We start from the raw sequence: 22,142 nt of genomic DNA on the forward strand, positions 1-22,142 counted from the left end.
GGTTCGTCTGCCGAGGACCGCGGATAGATCCGGAGACTTCGACAGACAAGTCCGTGTGAATCACTTCACACTCCCTCGCCGCATTCGAGTGGCAGGTGAACTGGCTGTCATGATGAGTCTCATTCCTGCTGACATCAGGGCGATGTGCGGGCTGGACAGACGTAACAGCCTGTTGAAGACCGGGACCAGCTCGAGCAGAAGACCTTAATACACGACGCTTTACAGCCGTCCAGCGGGCCTGTCCTGATTTTTCGACGGACAACTAACGGCGAATGTGTCGAACCAGACGAAACACAGGCGGTGTTGCAAGCAGGTTTCGGTTCTGCACGGATTGCCCGAGGAACAACCCCTGAACATCTCTCATCACTTCAGGCATGTCACCGTAGTAAATGTGACCGGTATCAAACCACCTGTCTGAAAGTGCGGACACATCGACCAGTTCAAACGCATCTTTTCTTGCGATCTGCAGCGAGTATTCACTGAGTAGTCCGAGAGGATCCCAGCCATTCAGCTGTTTCGAAAACTGCAATGCCTTGTCGTGCTTTGAGGCATACACGGTAAAACGACTGCTGAATGGGCGGATGCGGTCTGCTGTCCGTTCGGCAAAATCTCTTGAACTGATATCCGGCGCGGCCATCGCAACAGCATCAAACATCCGAACGGGCGTCCCGGAAGGCCCCAGGCGATCCGCCATTGTCTTCAGCGACTCTGTGACCAGATGATTTCCCATACTGTGAACGATTAAATGAATGCGTTCAGCTCCGGCTCGAGCGGCGATCGCTTCGATGACTGTCAGAAAATCTTCACATGATTCGTCAGCTCGCCGCAAATCATTTGTGTAGTTCCAGCGATTCAGACCTTCTGTTTCACTGCCAGCAGGCCAACTGAAAAACATGGCCGCCCCCTGATAATTCATGTCATAGGCAATCTGCGCAGTTCTTCGCGCGGCGTCCCGAAATGATGCGCTGTATCCATGAACGAACAACATCAATTGTCGTTGTGGTCGCGTGTCCAGGTCCGCTCGAAGTGAACGCCAGAATTCCTCATCCTGCTTTAACTGAATCTGCATCAGCACAACATGTCGAGCCGGATCCTGAGTGAACTCCAGAGCCAGCACAGACGGCTCGGGCAATGTCCCCGGTGCTCGTCGGTATGGCATACTCACTTCGCAAACACCATAGGTAACGGTTCCTCGCTGAGCTCCAAAATACATATCCGGATCTGTGGAGGCTCTTGGACTGTCTTCTGGCTGTCTGTTTGTCGCGAAGTAGACGAGTTCATTGGAATATCCCTGTCTTTGTAATTGAGCCCCCGGCCGCCGAATAACGGTTGATGGCGCTGCCGTGGCTTCAGCCTGCCTGCGCCGTTCTGTGGCAGCGGAAACATGTCCTTCAATCACTTGCGGAACCGCAGCAAGATCATCCCGTGGTTCCATTTGCTCCTGCTGGGACGGTAGGGGACTGAAACTTTCGCGAGGTGCAGCCATCGGCGAGGTGGGTTCTTCCGAATCCCATGGAGGTTCTTCGAAAACCAGTCCACTCTCTTCTTCCTGTGGCATTTCCAGGGCAGCGACCGGGGGAAACTGGGGAGGAGACTCAGACTTCTTCTTCGAAGGTGGCGGTTTCGGAACTCCGAATTTCTCTGAAGAACCCGGGAGCTCTTCAACCGTGACTGGATCCAATCCAGCGGCAGAAACTGCTGTTTCTGCCGACGATTCCGGAAGGTTCGGTTCGGCGAAGGGAAACTCACCTGCCTGCCGCGGCAGTTCGGCCGACTGAAAGACTGCTTCTTCCACCCTGGAACTGGCGTTGTCGGGCGCTGACGATCGAGACTTTTCAGCACCACATCCGGCACAAATCAGCAGGAGCAGTACCGCGATCCGCAATTCAGGCATCTGTGAAGGCATTGTCGGTTCCGTCCGAATCAGGAAATGCCAGTAGTTTGGAGGAAACACCTGGTTCAGGATGTTTCGGGTGACTTTTGTGGTCGGCCATCCGGCGGATACAGAAATCACAGGATGCAAAACCAGTCTAAGGTATCGGCTCGTCCGGGAAAGCAGATGCCTGAATCGCTTGACAGTTCGGCTTTGGTGGGCAATCATCGACTCAGGGCAATTCTGCTCACACCTGCTGCGGATCCGGGCAATATACCTACCTTCAGCAGATCTCCTCAAGGGGGTTGCCAACGGGCGGACCAAAACGGACTGACGGCACCATTCATCGTTTGCTTGACTTCGGTATAAGCGGCGTCTGTAGAACAGAGGCGAATCATGGCGAATACATCTGAACGACGGATTGATATCGAAACGGTAGAGGGTGTTACGGTAGCACGGCTACTCGAACGCAAAATTCTGGACGAAGCCAACATCGAAGCTCTCGGCCAGGAAATGTTTGCAATGGTTGAACAGGATGGGCACAACAAGATCATTCTGGATTTCAGTTTGGTTGAGTACCTGTCAAGTGCGGCACTGGGCAAGCTCGTCACAATGCACAAGAAGGTGCAGGCCGTGGGTGGGAAGGTGGTCCTTTGCAACATTCAGCGAGACATTGTGGACGTATTTAAGATCACCAAGCTGGATAAGGTGTTGACGCTGTGCTCGGACCTGGATGATGCTCTGTCCCGATTCTAGTCCAAATCGCATGCAGCGACCGTTCCTGCCCGATATCTTTGCTGGTGACAGTCGGAGCGGTCCCGAAACACCTGTGAGGATCGCTGCCATGGCTGAGCCTGTCGCATTCGAAACAACAATTCCCAGCAATACTGCCGATGGCCTGGCAGCACAGGAGAAGATCGTTTCGCTGATGGAGCGATGGGAATACAGTTCCCGGGATGTTTTCGCGATGCGATTGTCTCTGGAAGAAGCTGTCACCAATGCGATTCGACACGGTAATCGATTCTCAGAAGAGAAGGTTGTCTACATCTTCTGCGAAATCAACGATCAGCAGATGAAGGTAATCGTGCGCGATCAGGGCGAAGGATTCGTGCCGGAAGAGATCCCGGATCCCACAGCTGCGGAATACATTGAACGCCCCAACGGTCGTGGCCTGCTTTTGATGCGAGCTTATCTTTCTCACTGCGAATACACAGAGGGTGGTCGCTGCATTACCATGGTTCGGGAACGCAACAGTGAACTCCCGATACTCGACGACTGAATGGTTTCTGAACAGCGAATCGCCTGATAAGCAGATTCCCGGCTCCGGTTCAGTTCCGGCCCGCAGGTTTTTCGGTTGCCTCCGGATTTCGCAGAATGTTCGCTGCTCTGCTGCAGGCAGCGTTGTGATCTGTCAGTCGCAACGAAAGGTGTTTGCTTTTCAGTCTTCGTAGCTCGTGGCTCCTTTTTCTCCGCGGGGAGCTCAGTTACAATTTCGTGCTGACGAAACAAACAGCACACGGGAACAGAAATGTCTGATTTTGAAGAGAAACTGCAGCGAGCCATTCAACGCGGCAAGCAATTCCGGGATGCCGACGGCGAATCCGCTGGAGAACAGGCTCGAACCGAAGAAGAGCTGCGTGCGATTCATTCCGGGCTTCGAAATGAACTGGCCGAACACATTGAGCAGTGTCTGCGCAAGCTCGCCGATCATTTTCCAGGGTTCGAATTCACAACGGTGCTGAATGAAAAAGGCTGGGGCGCGAGGATCAGTCGCGACGATCTCAACCTGAAGGCTGGCAATTCCCGATCAGATTACAGTCGACTGGAAATCCTTGTCCGTCCGTTTTCCGATGCACACATCCTGGAAATTGCCACCAAGGGGACAATCCGCAATCGAGAGTCCCTGAACCGTACCAACTTCAAATTTCTGAATGAAGCGGACCTCGAGACACTTCGACAAATGGTTGACTGTGTTGTACTGGAATTCGCAGAGCAGTTTTCCGCCCAGCGGTAGCTCAGGTCCTGCCTGGTGTGCCAGGAATGTCTTTAGGACAGTGTCGTGTCCTGAACCAGAGACTTCCTGCGTCCGTCTCGTCCGTCGGGACAAGCGAATGCAGGAAATCTGGCTGATCGAATCGTCTCAGATCAAACGGATTCCCGACACGATTCACGCAGTCCCGCACAGAACCTATCTCTCACCGTGTGCAGCCGCCCCTTCGCCTTTCAGAGTCGCGAGATACGCAATCAGGTCACGTATCTCGGACCGGATCAGGTTCTTTCCCATGTCCGATGGCATACCAGACTGACCGGTCGTACGTTCGTCGATCTCATCCGGAGAAATGGAGATTAACGCGCCTTGTGGGGTCATCAGCTGGAGGACCTGAGCGTCATCCCGCTTGACGACCCCCGAATGCACTTTGCCCTCTACAGTAACGACAACGACAGTTTCGAATCCCTTTGCGATCTTAGCATTCGGATCAACGATGGATTCGAGCAGGTAGGTGCGGTCTTTCTCAGAGGCGATTTTTGAAAGGTCTGGCCCAACCTCTCCTCCACTCGCATTCACCTTATGACAGCGACGACAAGACGCAGCACTCCGTCCAAAGAAAATCTCTTCTCCGCGTGCGGCCTCTCCGCCTTCAAGGCATTCGCTCCAGAGCGCCAGTGTCGTGCCCGCTTCTTTTTGCGACTTTCGATAGCTGTTGACGGCTGCCTTCAGCTGGGAAGATCCGTTCTGCTCCGCCGCAGTCAGCAGATCCAGAATGCTGGATGCGGGTAATTGACCAGAGTCAAGCCTGTCGAAAGCAGCCAGCAGAATCAGTTCGGCTTCGTCCTCTTTGATTCCTCCCAGCAGGCGAATGCTTCGCTGGACAGCCAGGGGTGAGCCGTTCTCAATTGCAATTCTCAGCGCCGGGATTGCAGCTTTGGGCTTCCGTGTTGCCAGTAATTCGAGAGTCGCAAGCTGCACCGATTCGGACCTGTCTTTCTGACCAAGTTCAATCAGTTCATCAATGTTGTCTGAAAGCCGGGCAAGAGCCCTCAGACAGGATACTCGCAGCGTTTCGGGGTTATCTTCATCCAGCAGCAGCTGTCGCAGGGTCGGTATCAGATCTTTGATTCCGTGAGTCGATGCAATTTCCACCGCAAATTCCCGAAGCTTGTCTGACCCTGCTAACATCGCCGGAAGATATGGCTGGATCGCGGATGCCATTGAACCGGCATTTCGAATTCCGGCGACATCTGTTCGAAGTGGACGCCAACGACCAGTGACCGGATCTTTCTTCAACGGCTGATTCCATGTCTTCAATAATCTCGCGGCCAACAACCGGACGGCTTCGGGGTTGGCGCTGTCAGCGGCGATGGCAGCGACAACCGATGCATTGTTAATTTGGCCCAGCCGGTAATTTGCGTTCAACACGCGCCGCAACACAAGGTCCGGAAGCCCTGGTGTCCCTGCCAGACTTGCCAGTGCCGGCATGGCTGCATCGATGTGTTCGTCATGAATGGCCCGGACGGCCTCTGCCACGACATTCGTATCTGCATCAGACAGGAACCCTGCCAATTCGGGACTCAGCTGCATTCGCATGGCAACTACAAGTCCCAGTCTTCCCGCGTCTCCGGGGTGAGCGTTAAGCGATGCGAGCAGCCCCGGGAATCGCTGTCCCAGTTGCCACAAAGCATGGCTGCACTGATGTCGAACAACAGGGTCCTGATTGTTCACACGGTCAAGCAACGCAAGCAAAGCTTCACCATCGACATCTTCGCCAACAGACCCTAACGCTGCTGCTGCGAAGCCAGCGACACGAAGGTTTTCTGATTCCGTCAGACGTCGACAAAGCAGAAGCAGTTGGCCGCGAGTCTGCAATGAAAATGCAGCATCAACCCCGAATCGATCTACGATATCGCCAATCACTTTCAAACACTGAGCCAGGTCATCGTCTGCCGGATCTCGGTCAATCGCTGCGTGTATCGATTGTGTCAGCGCCGCTGTAGCTTTCTGAGAATCCTGTGCCGACCGCAATCCAATTTGCCACGCCCCCCAGATGGCATGACGCCGGACAATTGGCTGGGGTGCATTTGCCGCCAGATCAAACAGGTCCGTGTCTGCATTCCGTCGAACCAGTTCAAACTGCGCCTGCTGGCGCACTCGACGATCTACATGGGCTAACAGCCCAATCAGCTCAGAATGCGCCGCATCCTGGAGACCGTTCGCAAGCATGTTCGGCACACCTGCTCCCGCGACTTCAGAAATGCGATTGGTGTGTTCGAAGCGATAGATTCGTCCTTTTCCCTCACCAACCCATCCATTCACCCAGTCCGAGACATACAAACTGCCATCAGGTGCAAAGTCCACATCCGTGGCCAGAATTGACCAGATGAATTGATGTGAATCAACCAGTTCAAATGTGGCACCATTCGTTTTTACTGCAAAGCTACGGATCCCGCTGTTACCTGCGGTGCCCCGAAAATCGGCCATAAAGAAATGGCCGGCGTATCGATCTGGTAAGCCGATGCCTGGGTAGTACGTCAGGCCCGATGGACCATCAGCCAGATGCGCGACTGGCGGAAGTATGTAGGCGGGCTGCACGGCGACGGTCTCTTCATCGGATCGGAATGGGTACCAGATCCGTTCGCGATTCCAGGGGCCTCGGTCATTTTCGTACTGGTAATACATGCGCCATCCAGTGTCGCTACCCTTCACGACATAGACCCATCGCGCTTTATCGCCGCTGTCGGAATTATTGTCGCCGGTAAACAGATTGCCGAAGTCATCAAAGGCGAGCTCCTGAGGATTCCGAAGGCCATGCGCGAACACTTCAAGATTCGAGCCGTCCAGGTCACAGCGAAATACGGCACCACAATCCGGCCGATGCAACCGCTCTCCTTCTTTGGTAATCACGTTATAGCCACGATCACCAATGCTGTAGTAAAGCCGCCCGTCCGGTCCAATCGTCAGGCCATGCATATCGTGCCCGCGGAACGCAACGCGAACTCCGTAACCGTGATGAAGGGCGTCATGATCGTCTGCGATACCGTCGGAATCCGTATCTTTCAGACGCCAAAGCTTCGGAATGCAGGTGTAGTACACACTGCCATTTGCTTCAATGACACCCGCCCCTGTCCCGTCGAGTGGGTCGTTGAATCCCGCGGCAAACACACTATCTGTGTCGAACTTTCCGTCGCCGTTCGAGTCTCTCAGAAGGCGAATGCGGTCCTGTTCCACCCCGTACTTACTGACATCGTCGCCCAGATACCGGCGAAACATCGCCAGTCTTTCTTCAACGGATTGCAGCTGCAAATCATTGTCGAGCCAGTTCATATGGCTTCGATTGTCCTCAACACCGACTTCCTGTCGGAACGTTTCGCAAACATAAACGCTTCCGTTCCCGGAAACATAAAAGGCAACGGGATTCGCGAGCATCGGCTCGGCCGCCATCAATTGCCCTTTCATCCCCTCAGGAATCTGGAAACCCTGAAGAGCAAGTTCGGCATCTTTGGAGGATGACGCTATGCGTGGCTGATAGTCATCCTGGGCAGAGACCGATGCAGCCAGAAGAATGACGGGGATGATCAGGTGCCGCAGTTGTCGCAGAACGTTCATAAGACCATTTTGGGGGCTGTCCGGCGGCAGGAAAGACGAACCGCTCGGGGACCAGAGAATGACGGATTGAAATTTCAGGGAGCGCAGAAGAATGAAGCTGGCTCCCCTCGTCAATACAGCAGACGTCGGAATTCGACACCGAAAGTGAAATCCTGCAGGCATCGAACTCCGTCCTGGCCAAACGGCAAGATTTCCCCCGTCAGGCATTCCCCGGTCGTCAGTTGTATCGAAACCGCGGGAATTCCCGGCAAATCACCGGCAAGGACCTCGATCCTGGTAAACCTTTACTTGTTTCCCCCGTTTCACGGTGCAACCATTCCTTTCGCGGGGTTTACGCAAACACGGATATCGAAGACATGTGTTCGCATGTACATATTCCCTTTCGGATTCTGCGGCATTCCTTCCGAGGATTCTATCCAGACTCGGCAGTTTTAGAGGTCAATTGATGGAACAGTACATACTGGAATGGGACCGTGAATCGATCCTGGCAGCGATCGGCCAGATGAAGGGAAATCGCGTTTCACTGCGGTCCATCCACAGAATTGATCGCACAAAAGAAGACGCCGGTTCTCTGTCGTCACAGCTGCAGACCATTTTTGGTACTGGGGGCGGTAAAGCGGCGTTGCCCGTCACGGTCTTGTTGCCACGTCAGGCGGTCACGATTCACCGAATATCGTTACCAATGGTGCCGGAAGCGGACATGCCGGACATGGTTCGAATGCAGGCTGCGATCAAGCTGACTGTGCCCGTCGAATCGGTCTGTCTGGATTTCGCCCCTCTGCCTGCACTGGCCGACGCCACAGCCCGCGATGTGTTGCTGGTGACTTCCCCCGTAGATCAGATCAACAGAATTCGACGAACTCTGGCGGATGCTGGCCTGGAATTGAAGGCGGTTCGAGCGACTTCTTTCAGCATTGCATCGGCCGCAGTTCACGCGGGAGTTGTTTCGGCAGAGCGTGGAAGTGCAGGTGTGGAAGCGATCGCCCTGCTGAAGAGCGATGTGATTGAAGTGACGTTTACCCGCGGAGAGGCGGTGTTGTTTTCGCACAGCGGGGCCGGTTGGTCGACGCTTGATGGTGTCACCAAGGCCGTGAAATCTGAGCTCGCTCGGGCTCGCATGGCTGCTGCCGAAGTTCTTGGCGATTTGAAAGTCTCCAGGCTTCATCTCGTGGGTGCGAAGGAGATTACTTCGCTGGTTGAAGAAGATGCCGCAACGCGAGTTGACAATGCCTCCATGGATCGGATCGATCCTGCGGAAGGAATCTTCGAACATGATGGGACCACAGAGATACCTGCCGCAGATCTGTTAGCACTGGCCGGGTCGGTCTATTCTCAGGTCGAATCTCGTGTTCCTGAAGTGGATCTGGTTAATCCAAGGCGTCCGCCGGTAAAACAGGACTATCGACGAGTTCAGTTGCTCGGCGCGGCATTGGCCCTTCTGGTGCTTTTTGGTCTGGCGTGGAATTGGCGACAGAACAAAATTCGGGTGCTGAGCGCAGATTTAGAGTCCCTTCAGGATAAGGCTAATGACATCAATTCCACATTGCAGCTCGGTAAGAATGATCTGGTGCTGGCTGAACTTGTGAGCGACTGGGTCGATCGTGATATCAACTGGCTGGACCAAATGACCACACTGAAGGACTTGCTTCCGGACACAGATCGCTTTCTCGTGCGAGAAATTAAAGCGGGTGTAAAGTCCGGCAGGGAAATCGGCTCCATCAGGTTAGACGGCGTCGCGAAGTCCGTTGCTGAAATCGAACAGATGGCCCGACGTCTTTCCGATGCGGGCTATATTGTCGAGCCCTACACACCGGAAAATACCAGCCGAACTGCCGGGTACCCGTTCTCCATCTCCATGCAGCTGCAGATCCCGAAGCCACAGGAAGTCGCTCCCGGGAGTGGAAAATCAGGCAACAAGGCCTGAGTCGCACGCTTCTGGAATAACTTACATCTCTGCAGCCTCAAGAGACTGCCTGCAATTTTGAATTCTGGATTTCGCAATGGACGACAAGAAGCGAACGATACTTTTGGCCTCGGTTCTCGGTGCCGTACTGGCAGTCTGGGGCGGGAGGTCCGTGTTTGAATCCACGTTCAAAAAGCCCATCACGGATCTTCAGAAGAAGATTGACAATCAGCAACGCACGGTGGACGGGTTGGAGCTGAAAGAAATTCAGCTTGGCGCTGCGCGTGCGAATCTGCTTTCGTGGAAGCAAATGAGCCTGCCCGAAGATGCCGCGACTGCGCAGAGGTTATATCGCGAATGGATCGAGCAAATGGCATTGCAGTGTTCCTTCGCCTCTTTATCTGTCGAACCGGGGAGCAAGAATGTATTGAAAGACAAGATGTTGTCCGTCTCCGTCGATGTCAAAGCAGAGACTGACCTGGCCGGTCTTTCGCGGTTCATGTTTCTGTTTGATAGTGCAGCACTGATGCAAAGGCTGTCGAACCTGACAGTCAAGAGCACTGGTACTCAGGGAAATCCCAGGATGGAAATCGGCTTCACGGCAGAAGGAATGAGCGTCTTTCAAAGTGGAGTGCGAAGCGAGTTGTTTGCGCGGACAAAGCTTGCCGCTCCACTCTCCGAAACGGCTGCGGAGATCACGCCACTGGCTGCCAGTGGATTTCCTTCCGCAGTACCGTTTGATATCCGAGTGGATCGGGAATTGCTGACTGTGATCGAAGCTGGCGACTCGAGCTGGAAAGTCGCCCGGGGAACCATGGGAACGAAACCTGCTGCTCATGCAGAAGACGCGGTTGTCGAATTACTGCCTCGAGCCTGGGAAAAGAAGGGGGCTTCATTCGATCGCTACGAGTCGTTGCTGGCAGGCTCACCATTTGCCCTGCCATCCCCACCACGAAAGTACTCCCCCAAATTGTCCGGCATCAGCGATAAGTCCATCAAGCCAGGGCAGGAAGTCAAACTGAACGTCAAAGTCGACGACCTGGATCCTGAACTCGGAAGCATCCATTACGAACTGATGGAAGCTCAGGACGGGATGTCACTGGATCCAGAGTCCGGTGAATTTATCTGGACGACAGCGGTGACGATTCCTGAGGGCAAATACACGGCAAAGATCGTGGCTCGTCAGTCCGACAATCCCGATCTCATGCTTGAAGGCAGGGTCACAGTCAGTGTCGCCGTTCCGAACTCAGCTCCCGTTATCGAATCGCCTGTCGCTCAGATTGCGATCATAGGACAACCATTCTCCACAAAGATTATGGCCACAGATGACGCTGCAGCAGATCAGCTGAGCTTTTCGCTGGCCGACGCTCCCAGTGGCATGACAATCAACGCTGCCAATGGAGAGATTACATGGACACCCGAGATTTCACAAAAACCGAATGACTACTCCGTCACCGTCAAAGTGACGGACAAGGGCAAAGAACCTCTGTCATCGACAGCAACTCTAAAGGTCAAGCTCCAGGAAGACGACGCAGCGATGACCCTGCTGACAGGGAACGTTTCGAAAGACGACATCTGGTACGCATGGTTCCGCAACAAAGCGACCGGCGAACAAATGCAACTGAAGACTGGCGAACGCCTGGTTCTTGCGGAGATCGACGCAGAAGTAGCTGCGATCGAATTGCGTTCCATTACTTTGGTGGACTCGCAGGGAACATGGACAGTTCCGCTGGGCAAGACAATCCGGGAGCGAATTCTCATTTCGCCCGCAGCAGCCAGCGAATCAGTCGCCCCGGCGGCTTCACCGGATGCAGCAAAAACAGAAGCAGGAACGCCACGCGTCGAATCGCCTGATTCCTCGGACGTTGCGGACACCACTCCCTGACCGGAAGCAATTTGTTTGCCGGGCCATTGCAGTGAAATGCCGTTTTCCAAAATCAGTCATTTGGAGAGTAGGAACGGTTGAGCGAAACGGGAAGACGTGGGGCCGTGTTGGTTCGACGGCTCGAAGTTTTCGCTGGCGGTGTCTATAACGGCGCCATGGCAACCATCGACCAGAATCAGTCGCTCAACTGCTTCCACCCGTGTACCCGGGACTGGTTTTGTCAGGCTTTTGATGCCCCGACACGCATTCAAACACTCGCATGGCCAGTTCTGAGTTCCGGGCGAAATGCGTTGTTGCTTGCGCCGACCGGATCCGGGAAGACGCTGGCCGCGTTTCTTGCGTCCATTGATCGGCTGTTCTTCAGGACAAAAGAATCAGGCTGCAACAAGGCGTCATCCAAAAATGTCGCGTCCCATGGTTCGGACGAGGCATCGGGGATTCGCGTGCTCTACATTTCGCCGCTGAAAGCTCTCGGCGTTGACGTAGATCGAAACCTGCGCGCTCCCATCGCCGGACTTCGCGCGTGGGCAGAGCGTCATGAGATCGCGCACCTCGTCCCGCGAATTGCTGTTCGATCGGGTGACACGTCTCAGAAGGAGCGGACACTCATCACGCGGCATCCCCCTGATGTCCTGATCACGACTCCGGAATCACTTTACCTGATGCTCACGTCTCGGTCCGAATCAATTCTTGCCAATCTGGAAACAGTCATCATTGACGAGATCCATGCGATGGCTGGAACGAAACGGGGCGTCCATCTATTTTCGACTCTCGAGCGTCTGGAACGTCTGCGTCGTCGCCACCACGCTTCACGATCCGGGGATTGCGATTCACTTCCGCCACTGCAGCGAATCGGACTCTCGGCAACACAGCGTCCATTAGAACTAATCGCCCGGCTCCTTGGTGGAGGTGAATCAACGCCCGATCCGAACACGCCCGTAAGACCCAGGCCTGTTGAGATTATCGACGCGTCGGAACGCCGCAGTTTTCAGCTCAGCATCGAAACTCCCGCGGAAGAACGGCAGGCGGAGGCCAATCTGGCCATTGCCCGCCGTCGGGCAGCAGAGGTTTCCGGCGCTGAAGAAGTGATTGACGAATCACTGTTTGACGAAACGATTCCCATCGGACCCGCGGCATCGTCTCCTTCGATTCCGTCCGTCTGGCCATCGATTCATCCGCGTCTGGTCGAACTCATTCGACAAAATCGCTCAACAATGATTTTCGTGAACAGCAGGCGCCTGGCCGAACGTCTGGCAACAGCTATCAACGAAACCGCCGGCGAAGAACTTGCGTTGGCGCATCATGGTTCCGTTGCGAAGGATAAGCGTGCGGAGATCGAAGACCGCTTGAAACGCGGTCAATTGCCGGCAATGGTCGCCACATCGTCGATGGAGCTCGGCATCGACATGGGAGCCGTCGACCTTGTGATTCAGATTGAAGCGCCTCCGTCGATTGCGTCCGGCATGCAGCGGATCGGAAGATCGGGACACCATGTTGGCGCTGTTTCGACCGGGGTCATTTTTCCGAAATTCCGGGGCGATCTGCTCGCATGCAGCGCAGCAACAGGTGCCATGCTTCAGGGGTGGGTCGAAGAGACGCACTTTCCGAGAAATCCGCTGGATATTCTCGCACAGCAGGTTGTCGCTATCACCGCCCGCGAACCAATCTCTGTCGATGAACTGTTCTCCACCGTGCGCGGGGCAGCTCCGTTCTTTGACCTGCCCTATTCTTCATTTATCAGCGTGCTCGATCTGCTCAGCGGTCGTTACCCTTCTGACGAGTTCTCGGAGCTGCGCCCAAGGATCAACTGGGACCGTATCAGCGGCATCATCTCGCCTCGCAAAGGAGCCCAGCGACTAGCCATCTTGAATGGCGGTACGATCCCGGACCGAGGGCTGTACGGAGTATTTCTTGTTGGGTCCGATGGCGAATCCGGCGGCCGGGTGGGCGAACTTGACGAGGAAATGGTTTTCGAATGCCTGCCGGGAGACGTATTTTTGCTGGGCGCATCCTCCTGGCGCGTCATGGACATCACGCGGGATCGTGTGCTGGTCACGCCTGCCCCCGGTGAACCCGGGCGGATGCCGTTTTGGCGAGGTGACAGTCCAGGGCGTCCGCGAGACTTTGGGATGGCCATTGGTAAACTGGCCAGAGAGCTGGTTTCTGTGAATCCCCCAAAGGCGATCGAACGGCTGACGAATCAGCACTTTCTGGAGCTGCCAGCCGCCGAATCCCTGCTCCGGTATTTGAAGGAACAGGTCGAAGCGACGGGACAATTACCGTCAGACAATTGCATCGTGATCGAAAGCTTTCTGGATGAAGTGGGGGACTGGCGGATCGTTGTGCTTTCGCCGTTTGGTTCACGCATTCACGCCCCGTGGGGGTTACTGGTTGCCGCAAGACTTCGTCGCGAGATCAGTGACGAAGTGGATCTGATGTGGACCGATGATGGAATTGTCTTCCGAATTCCGGAAGCATTCGACGTGCCCCCTGTCGAAGTCTTCCTGCCGGATCCGGACGAAGTTGAAGAAGAACTGGTCCGGGAAATTGGAGGGACAGCACTATTCGCGGCTCGATTCCGCGAGAACGCTGCCAGGTCGCTGCTGCTTCCCCGACGGGGACCTAACAAACGAACGCCCCTGTGGATGCAGCGACGGAAATCCGCGGACCTGCTGAAAGTGGCTTCCCGCTTTCGCGGTTTCCCGATTCTGATGGAGACGTACAGGGAATGTCTCCGCGATGTGTTTGACATGCCGGGCTTCATTCAACTACTCAAAGATGTTCGCCTGCATGTGATTCAGGTTCATTCTGTACGGACAGAATACGCATCACCGTTTGCGTCGTCGGTGCTCTTTAACTACGTAGGAAACTTCGTCTACGAAGGCGATGCTCCACTGGCTGAACGACGGGTGCAGCAACTGTCGCTGGATCACAATCAGCTCAGAGAACTTCTGGGCACGATCGATTTTCGCGAACTCTTCGATCAGTCGATCCTGGAAGAGGTAGAACGGGAACGGCAGAGGCTGACGGGACACCGAATCCGACACATTGACGATCTTCACGGGCTGCTTCTGGAACTCGGGCCGTTGTCACTGGATGAAATCTTCGCACGATGTGAAGACGAGTCTGCCGAATCCGGCCAGTTGGAAGAATGGTTGAAGCAACTGCAGGATAGTCGACGCATCTTTAGTTGCCGAATCGCCGACTCTGCGCGATTTGCGGCTGCTGAAGATGCAGGAAGACTGCGAGATGCCCTCGGAATTATGCCGCCATCCGGGCTGGCTGATGCGTTCCTGGAACCCGTCGAACAGGCAATGACTGATCTCGTATCGCAATATGCCAGGACCCATGGACCATTTGCCCCATCCGAGGTGGCACAACGGTTGGGACTTGGAATCGCCCCCATCATCTCGGCGTTGAATCATCTGGCCGCTCAGGAGCGAGTCATCGAGGGTGAATACCGGCCCGGGCGAACGGGCCAGGAATGGTGCGATGCCAATGTGCTGCGAATTCTGAAACGTCGCAGTCTTGCTGCCCTTCGACGTGAGGTCGAACCCGTTGAAGCCGATGCTTTGGTTCGCTTCCTTCCAGACTGGCATGGCATTCATCGGCCGAGACGGGGGCTCGATGGTCTTCTGGATGTGATTGAGCAACTCCAGGGGGCTCCCTTGCCAGCATCGACGCTGGAGCATGAGATACTTCCCGCACGCATACCCGGGTTCCGTTCTGCCGATCTGGATGAACTTTGTGTTCAGCGAGAAGTCATCTGGCGAGGCTTCGACAGTACTGGCAACAGTGATGGACGCATCGGTCTTTTCCTGACGGACGACTATATGACTCTGGCGCCGGCGGTACAGACGGTCGAGGACTCGATAGCCGGTTCTATCCGTGAGTTGCTGTCCGACCGGGGCGGAATGTTCTTCGAACAGATCACAGAAGCGTTGAGGATGTTTCCGAACGAAGTCCTGCAGGTGCTGTGGCAAATGGTTTGGGCCGGTGAAGTAACCAACGACACTCTGACGCCTCTGCGTTCGCTTCGAGCTTCCCAGAAGGCCGGTCGCAGGAACGACCGCCGATCAGACCGGCGAAGTGGAATGGGATTCCGCTCACGTCGCCGAAGTCATCTGCCGGGTTCCGAAGGACGCTGGACTTTACTTCCCCGGGCCGCTGAATTCACACAACCACAACCAACCAGTCAGCTGTTGCCGGAAGTCATTCCTCCGACAGTTACCGAACGGCAAATGGCAATCGCGACGCAGTTGATTGAACGACACGGCGTGCTGACCAAAGAAATGTTGTCGCGCGAAGAAGTGGCTGGTGGGTTTGCCGGACTTTATCCCGTACTGAAAGCGATGGAAGAGGCTGGCAAAGTTCGGCGCGGGTATTTTGTCGCCGGACTCGGAGCAGCCCAGTTCGCCGCGCCGGGAGCGGAAGACAGACTGCGTTCGTTCCGTGACCCGACAGGTGAACCTGAAGTTCTGGTGCTCGCCGCAACCGATCCGGCGTGTCCATGGGGAAACGCACTTCCCTGGCCAGCCAGCGCGAATGGAGATGAAACCTCACGCATGCAGCGAGTAGCTGGCGCTCGAGTCGTTTCGATGAATGGGCAGCTCATAGGCTACCTTGGACGGACCCACCAGTCGTTGACTACTTTCTTGCCGACCGATGAAAGCAGTCGAAAAGCCTCAGCCCGAGCGTTGGCCGAATCGCTGGCATCCATGGCTCGCCCCGGGCGAGCGATACTTCTTTCCAGGATCGATGGTAAATCAGCGGGCGACGCACCGTTTGCTGCGGAACTGCTCAGCGCTGGTTTTACGGTCACGTCTCAGGGCCTGTTGCACAAAGGGCTCTCGCAAAGAGGGACTGTCTGAATGCCGGAAGGCGACACGATCCTGAGGACAGCGATCAATCTGCGCAAGGTTCTTCCGGGGCGAGAAATCGTCGCGGCAACCGGGCGACGAGAGCTCATGGAACCCGAGTCGCTCGACGGTCGGATGGTCTGTCACATTGAAGCCCGTGGAAAACATTTGCTGATACATTTTGACGACGCTCGAGTGCTGCATTCACATATGGGGATGACTGGTTCCTGGCATATCTATCGCCACGATAGTCGATGGCAACGCCCCGTTTCTCATGCAGTGTTCACTATGAAGAATTCGGACTGGGTGGTTGTCTGTTTCACGCCCAAAATGATCAAGCTAATCACCAACCGGGAACTGATGCGGGATTCATACCTTCAGCGACTCGGCCCGGATATCCTTGGCCCTCCCATCGCGGATGACGTTGTCATCGCCCGCTTTCGAACCCAGGATGTGATCACCATTGGCGAAGCCGTGATGAATCAAACGGTCGTGTGTGGTATCGGCAACATCTATAAGTCAGAGATCTTGTTTGCTGAACGCATCCATCCTCTGACTCGAGTGGGTGAACTTTCGGACGATCAATTGATTCGAATCCGAGATCGCGCAGTTGATCTGATGCGAAAGAATATTTACACAGATGAACGGCGAACCCGGATGCGAGGCGATGGATTCGAGTTCTGGGCGTATGGCCGAAATGGTGAACCCTGCCTTGTCTGCGGGACTCGCATGGAACTAATTCGACAGGGCGATCTCGCACGAACGACCTGCTTCTGTCCGGAATGTCAACACGTCATCGCCCGCGAATCGCCATCCCCGCCGCGATCGTGACACCCTGATACAAAAGTGGAATCGACCTCAGTCAAAGCAGCATCACAAGGCCGTCCATCCCGGTAAGCCTGCCGTAAATCGCCAGAACCTGCTGAGCCGATTCACAAACGGGTTCTACGGTCACTGAGATATGCTTTCCGTTTCGGGCAGCGCGGTACGAATGCGGCGGATCAGCCTCCAGTTGCATTTCATCCCGAATGATCGAAACAACTCGGGCGTGGAAGTTGTCGGACGTATTTCCTATGACTTTAAACACAAAGACGCAGGGAAAGTTGTGCCGCGATTCCAGCAACTCAACACTTGGTAGGTTCAGCATTGTCAACAACTCACATTTCGCGAGGGCATGCATCCGTTCATGGCCGGAATCTTACCTCCTTTTGGTCGCCCGGTCGAACAGATTTCTGGTGATTTGCTGGACGCGATCGTCAGGGCCATGGGGGCGACTCCAGTGTGACCAGGGAAGCGTGTGTCCGGGAGGCGAGCTCAAGCCCTGAGCCCAGAAAATAGTGGCCGCATTGAAAACGAAGTTGTCTTTGGGACCGGGGTAGATCGTGGCCGTCCATTGCTGTGGATTCACGCCCCCCTGCCATGCCGTTCCTCCGGCAACAACTTCCAGTCCCGGAATTTCTGCTGGCTGCCCGTGATATTCCCACCCAATGAGTCCGGGGATGGAATCGCCATCAGCAATATCAGTATTTTCAAAAATCCAGTGGTCGGCATTCGCGACGACCCAGTCTCCTCCACCGTTAACGGGCTCCACGTTGCGAGCACCCATCAGCAGTCCTTCATCCGGACCACGATGTGGGAACGGTCCATGGTCCCGTTCCCGATTCACCGCGTACTCGTTGTCTCCGCCATAGGGACCGCCCCGAAAAATAATTCGATTGGCACGACCGTCGGCGGAATCCCGAAATGGGGTCACCCAGCAGACGCTGTTCCCCGAGAAGAAGAGCAGATTGACGCCCTCGTCTCGCATTCTGGTCACACTGTGAAACTGCCGCAGATCCCAGTATTCGTCATGGCCAATGCTGACGAAGGTCCTGCACTTCAGGCCGCGGTCCGCGCTTAGCAGGTCGCAGTTCGAACAATACGTGACATCGTAGCCATTCTTCTCCAGCCAGAACGCCAACGGAAATTCGAATGGCAGAAACTCGCCCGACCCAACGGTCAATGGATCATTCACAACGCCCGTAAACTGGGCTTCTCTTCCGTAGGGACGATCAAAGCTGACATCCGCCCACGGCCCCTGATTTCCTTTGGGGTGAGTGTAGATGGAAAAGTTATCCGGCCATCGATTGTATGCCTGCCACGTGTTGTCTGAACACTGAACAAAACGTCAGCAGGACGGTCATCCGTGACAATAAAGACGATATAGCTCTGCCAGTAGGACTCTGAGCCCTCAGGAATTGTTGTCAGTCGTCCGAGATAAACGCCGCTCAGCCAATCTTCCGGGATGGTGAGCGAAAGCGATGGTCGCCAACGACACTCTCGCAGGTTCTTGTCGCCAATCTCGGGATCGGGTTGAATGGCCCCCGGTACCGATTCAACGGTTTTCATCAACCGCGCCCCACGGCCTTGATAATATCCCATCCGGAAGAACTCCACGGAAAACTTTCGCACCGGATTCGTCGACACCATGATGTCAATTTGCTCGCCCGCTTTTACGCTCTGGCGCGAGCAATATCCTTCAATCCAGGGGGATCGGAAGCCACCTGCATCAAGTCGAACTCTGGTCAACTGCCAGTCCCTGGCCCCGGGAAGACGATTCTCTATAACCACCGGGTTCGGATGGTCCGACTGTTGAGCGACGAGCGTAGGAGCAGACTCAGGCAACACGATAAATATTGCAATTACGCAAATGGCACGGAGATCAATCTGGTTCATCTGTTCATTGCTCCTGTTGTCGCTGCGGGTGGGGGACATTCAGTTCAAATGGCGGGAACCGAAGCATAATGCGCACGCAGCGCAAAGGCGACCAACAACATCACCTCATCAGTCGCAGCACCACCACAACCATAGCCGGATTCGAAAGCACTCGAGGATCAGTGAAAACGGCATCGCTCCGTTGGACAAGCACCATACTTCATGTGTCGCCATGATGACAGATCACATTCGGACAACGCGCGGTGCCGAATCCAAAACATCCCATGCAGAACGCCTACAACCTCTGGGGGAACTTCATTCTTCATTGTGTCTTTCTTATGCATGTCCTTTGTGTGTTCTCAGACGTTCGGTTGGGCGAACGCCACATGTGTGACGGACGCAGACAGCATCCCGTCAAAGGTTCAATCGCCAAGCTGACATACAACGTCAATAAACGGTTCCTACCACTTCTACGATCGTGAAGACTTGGTTGGATGAAGGCTTAAATCTGCTGCGGCCCAAAGGCAGGGAGGGGCTCGTCGCATGGCTGCAACCCCGGGTGTCAAAACTCCGCGGCAAAAAGCCCGCCGCCCTGAATTCCCTGCTGGGCTACTTACGCAGCGGTGTCGGCATCACGAACTATCCGGTTTATCGAGATCACAACTGGCAAATCGGCTCGGGCATGATCGAAGCCACCGCCAAGCAACTTGTCGGTATCCGACTGAAAGGCCCCCACATGCACTGGTCGCCCCTCGCAGCCTCCGCCATCACCGCACTCCGAGCTCAAAACATCAACAACAACTGGCACCAAATCTGGAAAACACTCGTCATCTAACGCCTCCTCCACTGGGCAGATGCACCCCTTTTAGCGTTCTCCACCACGAAAGCACGACAGACCGCAACCAGCCAATTGCAGGTCAGGCGATTGCAGGCAGGCGATTCGCTCCGCCGCACGTTGCGAAATCAGCGCCCGGAAACCGAAATCTGGTCCACACAACATCAGAAATCGATCAGGTTCCAGACACAACCTGAAAATCCTCCCTGCCAGCCAACTCAGTCGCGATGGTGTGAGATATCCGGGCTAGCAGGAGCGACGATCAGTCTCAGAGCGTTAGCTGAAACGGCGGCGGGCACTGCCTGCTTCATGAACTAGCCCAGATCCTTAAGACACTCGCCACATTCCGCGATCCATTTTGCATTCTTCAGATGATCTAAAACCGAATCAGTCCACGACCGGCTGAGCAATCGCTTCGCCCAGTTCAGAGAATCATGTCAGCCAGTCACTGGCCTTTAACTAAACATTAACACCTGCAGGGTTGAATGAGCAGAGGCGCCAGAAGTTCGCGTCCGAGATCACCATGTTCATGGCTTCGATCGGGTTCCTGCAACTGACGTCGGATCACGGTTTCTGTTTTGCTGATACAGCATCTGATTCCCATTATCCCTGGAGCTATTCTTATGAAACTTATAGCCAGACGAACCGGTTTCACGCTGATCGAATTGCTGGTTGTTATTGCAATCATTGCGATTCTCATTGCTTTATTACTTCCTGCTGTACAGCAGGCTCGTGAAGCAGCTCGGCGGACACAGTGTCGCAATAACCTGAAGCAGCTGACTCTGGCCATACATAATTACCATGACGTTTACAGCCGAACTCCCCTGCATATGCATCGAGCGGCTCATGATTACGGCGGCAACGGCAATTCCGGCAATTTGTCCTGGTATTTCGGCCTGCTGCCTTTTGTGGAAGAGGCCAACGCTTACAACTTTCTGCCTTCGTCCATCACCGGGGCTGGCTATTCGTGGACAGGCATTGTGAATGGCACAACTCCGCTTGGTCAGATGGCGCGAGTTCAAATGGGCACGTTCCTTTGTCCCAGCGAAAGTGAAACCAACGCAAACGTTCCAGGCCTGGCAAATTTCAGTTACGTGGCCAATGCCGGACCGCCTCGACATCTGGCACTGCCAAATGCCGGCGTTTCCACACGATCGCGGGGCTTCATCTCACACTCTCGCATGAGTCCCGGTGGACCGGGTACGGCCAACTGCAGCGGAACGTTGCTCGCCGGTTCCAATAACTCCATTCGTTTTCGTGACATCACCGATGGTTTGTCCAATACAGCCGCAATCAGCGAAAGCCTTGTCAACGACGGTGGCGGAAATCATCGCGACAAACGCCGAAACCTGTATTACACGGGATCAGGCATGATCCAGACACCGGGAGCATCCATTCGAGATGTTGTTCGCGACGGACTGGCCAATCATGTAAACTGGCGTGACTGGGGTCAGTACAAGGGCCTGAACTGGCTTTATACGAGTTCGTGGGAAAAGCACCTGTATAACCACGTGTTTCCTCCTAATACTATTTCAATTCCCGGTTATAACACCGACTGGTTTCGATGCAGCGAAGCTGATGGCGCCATTACACCGTCCAGCAATCATGTCGGCGGTGTCCAGATTTCCCTGGCTGATGGTTCAGTGCGATTCATTTCTGACAGCATCGACATTGATACCTGGTGGGCATTGGGGACTCGCGGCGACGGAGAAAACATCTCCGACTTCTAAAACACTGCCGCAAATGCGTGTCACAGACCCGTTTTTTTGAACAGACAGCACGGGCAATTTGCGCGTGTGCTGTTCCTGCATCAGCCTTGCCCTCCGCCCGCAGCATTTTCGAAGAGAGCGATCTCACACGATGACCCTTCAACACCGGACTGGCGTTTTTCAATACGTTGCTTTGATCATATGCGCGTTTCTTTATGGTTGCTCACGTGGAGAAAACGCCATAGAGCAACGCGCCGAGGAATTTCGATACACGCCTCAGTCGCTGGCCGATGAGCTTGTTCCGCGTTTGCGACAGGCGGTAGCGTCTTACTCTTCGACCATACAGCAAACGAAGAAAGGATCCGAAGTCGCTTCTCTGGAAGCAGATCGTGGCGGCGATGGAGATCGACCGAATCCCAACAGTCTGGACGCCATTGTGGCTGATACGGTGTCAAAGCTGCAATCGATGGATGCCGACGCAACGGGAACAGTTTCTTCGGAACAGGTAGACGCTCTGATGCAGATCATTCAGGCTGCTTCCGATCTTCCCGGCTCGATCAAATCCAGCTTTGGCGACAAGCTCCGCGCGGCGACAGCTGGTCAGTAACCGCCCACAACTGCCTGCCACAAGACGCCCCAAACCGTATCGGTGCCACAGTTCACCCCACGGGCGAGGTGCCTGCGTCGGCAGTTTGCCCGGCCCGTATCTTTCAGACGATGGCGGCTGCTACTATGCTGAGCTGATCCGGACCTTTACAGCCAGCTGAATTTCCGCGTTCGGG

At 54.9% G+C, this 22,142-nt stretch carries 15 protein-coding genes; 10 read left to right on the forward strand and 5 right to left on the reverse strand.

From position 1 onward, the window contains the following. Positions 1-262: 262 nt before the first annotated feature. Complete coding sequence (locus R3C20_07625) at positions 263-2,014, reverse strand: alpha/beta hydrolase (GenBank protein MEZ6040359.1); 1,752 nt, start codon at positions 2,012-2,014, stop codon at positions 263-265. 255 nt (positions 2,015-2,269) lie between these two features. Here R3C20_07625 and R3C20_07630 point away from each other — a divergent pair, with 255 nt between their 5' ends. The 3 genes from R3C20_07630 (at position 2,270) to R3C20_07640 (ending at position 3,887) form a co-directional block, all read left to right on the forward strand. Further along, complete coding sequence (locus tag R3C20_07630; GenBank protein MEZ6040360.1) at positions 2,270-2,629, forward strand: STAS domain-containing protein; 360 nt, start codon at positions 2,270-2,272, stop codon at positions 2,627-2,629. Positions 2,630-2,717: 88 nt separating this feature from the next. After that, positions 2,718-3,152 (forward strand): ATP-binding protein, encoded by a 435-nt coding sequence (locus R3C20_07635; GenBank protein MEZ6040361.1) that lies wholly within the window; start codon positions 2,718-2,720, stop codon positions 3,150-3,152. Positions 3,153-3,401: 249 nt separating this feature from the next. After that, a complete protein-coding gene (locus R3C20_07640) occupies positions 3,402-3,887 on the forward strand; it encodes a hypothetical protein (protein ID MEZ6040362.1) in 486 nt (161 codons plus the stop codon). Positions 3,888-4,061: 174 nt separating this feature from the next. Here R3C20_07640 and R3C20_07645 read toward each other — a convergent pair whose 3' ends face one another. Next, positions 4,062-7,475, reverse strand: a complete 3,414-nt coding sequence (locus tag R3C20_07645) for a PQQ-dependent sugar dehydrogenase (GenBank protein ID MEZ6040363.1) — start codon at positions 7,473-7,475, stop codon at positions 4,062-4,064. Positions 7,476-7,920: 445 nt separating this feature from the next. Here R3C20_07645 and R3C20_07650 point away from each other — a divergent pair, with 445 nt between their 5' ends. The 4 genes from R3C20_07650 to R3C20_07665 all read left to right on the forward strand — a co-directional run bounded on the left by R3C20_07650 (position 7,921) and on the right by R3C20_07665 (position 16,953). Then, positions 7,921-9,399 carry a hypothetical protein gene (locus R3C20_07650; GenBank protein MEZ6040364.1) on the forward strand — a complete coding sequence of 493 codons (1,479 nt, stop codon included), beginning with the start codon at positions 7,921-7,923 and terminating at the stop codon, positions 9,397-9,399. Between the two features lie 76 nt (positions 9,400-9,475). After that, the gene (locus tag R3C20_07655) at positions 9,476-11,263 is read left to right on the forward strand and encodes a putative Ig domain-containing protein (protein ID MEZ6040365.1); all 1,788 of its coding nucleotides are present in this window, start codon (positions 9,476-9,478) and stop codon (positions 11,261-11,263) included. Between the two features lie 104 nt (positions 11,264-11,367). Next, on the forward strand, positions 11,368-16,134 hold the full coding sequence (locus R3C20_07660) for a crosslink repair DNA glycosylase YcaQ family protein (protein MEZ6040366.1): 4,767 nt from the start codon (positions 11,368-11,370) through the stop codon (positions 16,132-16,134). Beyond that, positions 16,135-16,953, forward strand: coding sequence for a DNA-formamidopyrimidine glycosylase family protein (locus R3C20_07665; protein ID MEZ6040367.1), 819 nt, complete (start codon positions 16,135-16,137; stop codon positions 16,951-16,953). 31 nt (positions 16,954-16,984) lie between these two features. On the opposite strand, the gene R3C20_07670 is transcribed toward R3C20_07665, so the two are convergent. Genes R3C20_07670 through R3C20_07680 form a run of 3 tightly spaced genes read right to left on the reverse strand, consistent with a single transcriptional unit; the run spans position 16,985 to position 18,837 of the window. Further along, positions 16,985-17,269 carry a DUF493 domain-containing protein gene (locus R3C20_07670; protein MEZ6040368.1) on the reverse strand — a complete coding sequence of 95 codons (285 nt, stop codon included), beginning with the start codon at positions 17,267-17,269 and terminating at the stop codon, positions 16,985-16,987. A 51-nt stretch (positions 17,270-17,320) separates the two neighbouring features. Further along, on the reverse strand, positions 17,321-18,226 hold the full coding sequence (locus R3C20_07675; protein ID MEZ6040369.1) for a DUF6605 domain-containing protein: 906 nt from the start codon (positions 18,224-18,226) through the stop codon (positions 17,321-17,323). Continuing rightward, complete coding sequence (locus R3C20_07680) at positions 18,133-18,837, reverse strand: DUF6605 domain-containing protein (protein MEZ6040370.1); 705 nt, start codon at positions 18,835-18,837, stop codon at positions 18,133-18,135. Before R3C20_07680 ends, R3C20_07675 begins: the two co-directional genes overlap by 94 nt. A 457-nt stretch (positions 18,838-19,294) precedes the next feature. Here R3C20_07680 and R3C20_07685 point away from each other — a divergent pair, with 457 nt between their 5' ends. The 3 genes from R3C20_07685 (at position 19,295) to R3C20_07695 (ending at position 21,967) form a co-directional block, all read left to right on the forward strand. Beyond that, positions 19,295-19,651, forward strand: a complete 357-nt coding sequence (locus tag R3C20_07685) for a hypothetical protein (protein MEZ6040371.1) — start codon at positions 19,295-19,297, stop codon at positions 19,649-19,651. Between the two features lie 623 nt (positions 19,652-20,274). Beyond that, complete coding sequence (locus R3C20_07690) at positions 20,275-21,381, forward strand: DUF1559 domain-containing protein (GenBank protein ID MEZ6040372.1); 1,107 nt, start codon at positions 20,275-20,277, stop codon at positions 21,379-21,381. A 130-nt stretch (positions 21,382-21,511) separates the two neighbouring features. Further along, a complete protein-coding gene (locus R3C20_07695) occupies positions 21,512-21,967 on the forward strand; it encodes a hypothetical protein (GenBank protein MEZ6040373.1) in 456 nt (151 codons plus the stop codon). The last annotated feature ends 175 nt before the right edge of the window (positions 21,968-22,142 follow it).

This window comes from Planctomycetaceae bacterium (genome assembly GCA_041398825.1).
Taxonomy (GTDB): domain Bacteria; phylum Planctomycetota; class Planctomycetia; order Planctomycetales; family Planctomycetaceae; genus F1-80-MAGs062.

Bases quoted from the DNA above. Each gene is read 5' to 3' on its own strand.
- R3C20_07665 (MEZ6040367.1), top strand. From the start codon at position 16,135: ATGCCGGAAGGCGACACGATCCTGAGGACAGCGATCAATCTGCGCAAG.
- R3C20_07655 (MEZ6040365.1), top strand. From the start codon at position 9,476: ATGGACGACAAGAAGCGAACGATACTTTTGGCCTCGGTTCTCGGTGCC.
- R3C20_07630 (MEZ6040360.1), top strand. From the start codon at position 2,270: ATGGCGAATACATCTGAACGACGGATTGATATCGAAACGGTAGAGGGT.
- R3C20_07650 (MEZ6040364.1), top strand. From the start codon at position 7,921: ATGGAACAGTACATACTGGAATGGGACCGTGAATCGATCCTGGCAGCG.
- R3C20_07695 (MEZ6040373.1), top strand. From the start codon at position 21,512: ATGACCCTTCAACACCGGACTGGCGTTTTTCAATACGTTGCTTTGATC.
- R3C20_07645 (MEZ6040363.1), bottom strand. From the start codon at position 7,475: ATGAACGTTCTGCGACAACTGCGGCACCTGATCATCCCCGTCATTCTT.
- R3C20_07640 (MEZ6040362.1), top strand. From the start codon at position 3,402: ATGTCTGATTTTGAAGAGAAACTGCAGCGAGCCATTCAACGCGGCAAG.
- R3C20_07635 (MEZ6040361.1), top strand. From the start codon at position 2,718: ATGGCTGAGCCTGTCGCATTCGAAACAACAATTCCCAGCAATACTGCC.
- R3C20_07690 (MEZ6040372.1), top strand. From the start codon at position 20,275: ATGAAACTTATAGCCAGACGAACCGGTTTCACGCTGATCGAATTGCTG.
- R3C20_07670 (MEZ6040368.1), bottom strand. From the start codon at position 17,269: ATGCTGAACCTACCAAGTGTTGAGTTGCTGGAATCGCGGCACAACTTT.
- R3C20_07680 (MEZ6040370.1), bottom strand. From the start codon at position 18,837: ATGAACCAGATTGATCTCCGTGCCATTTGCGTAATTGCAATATTTATC.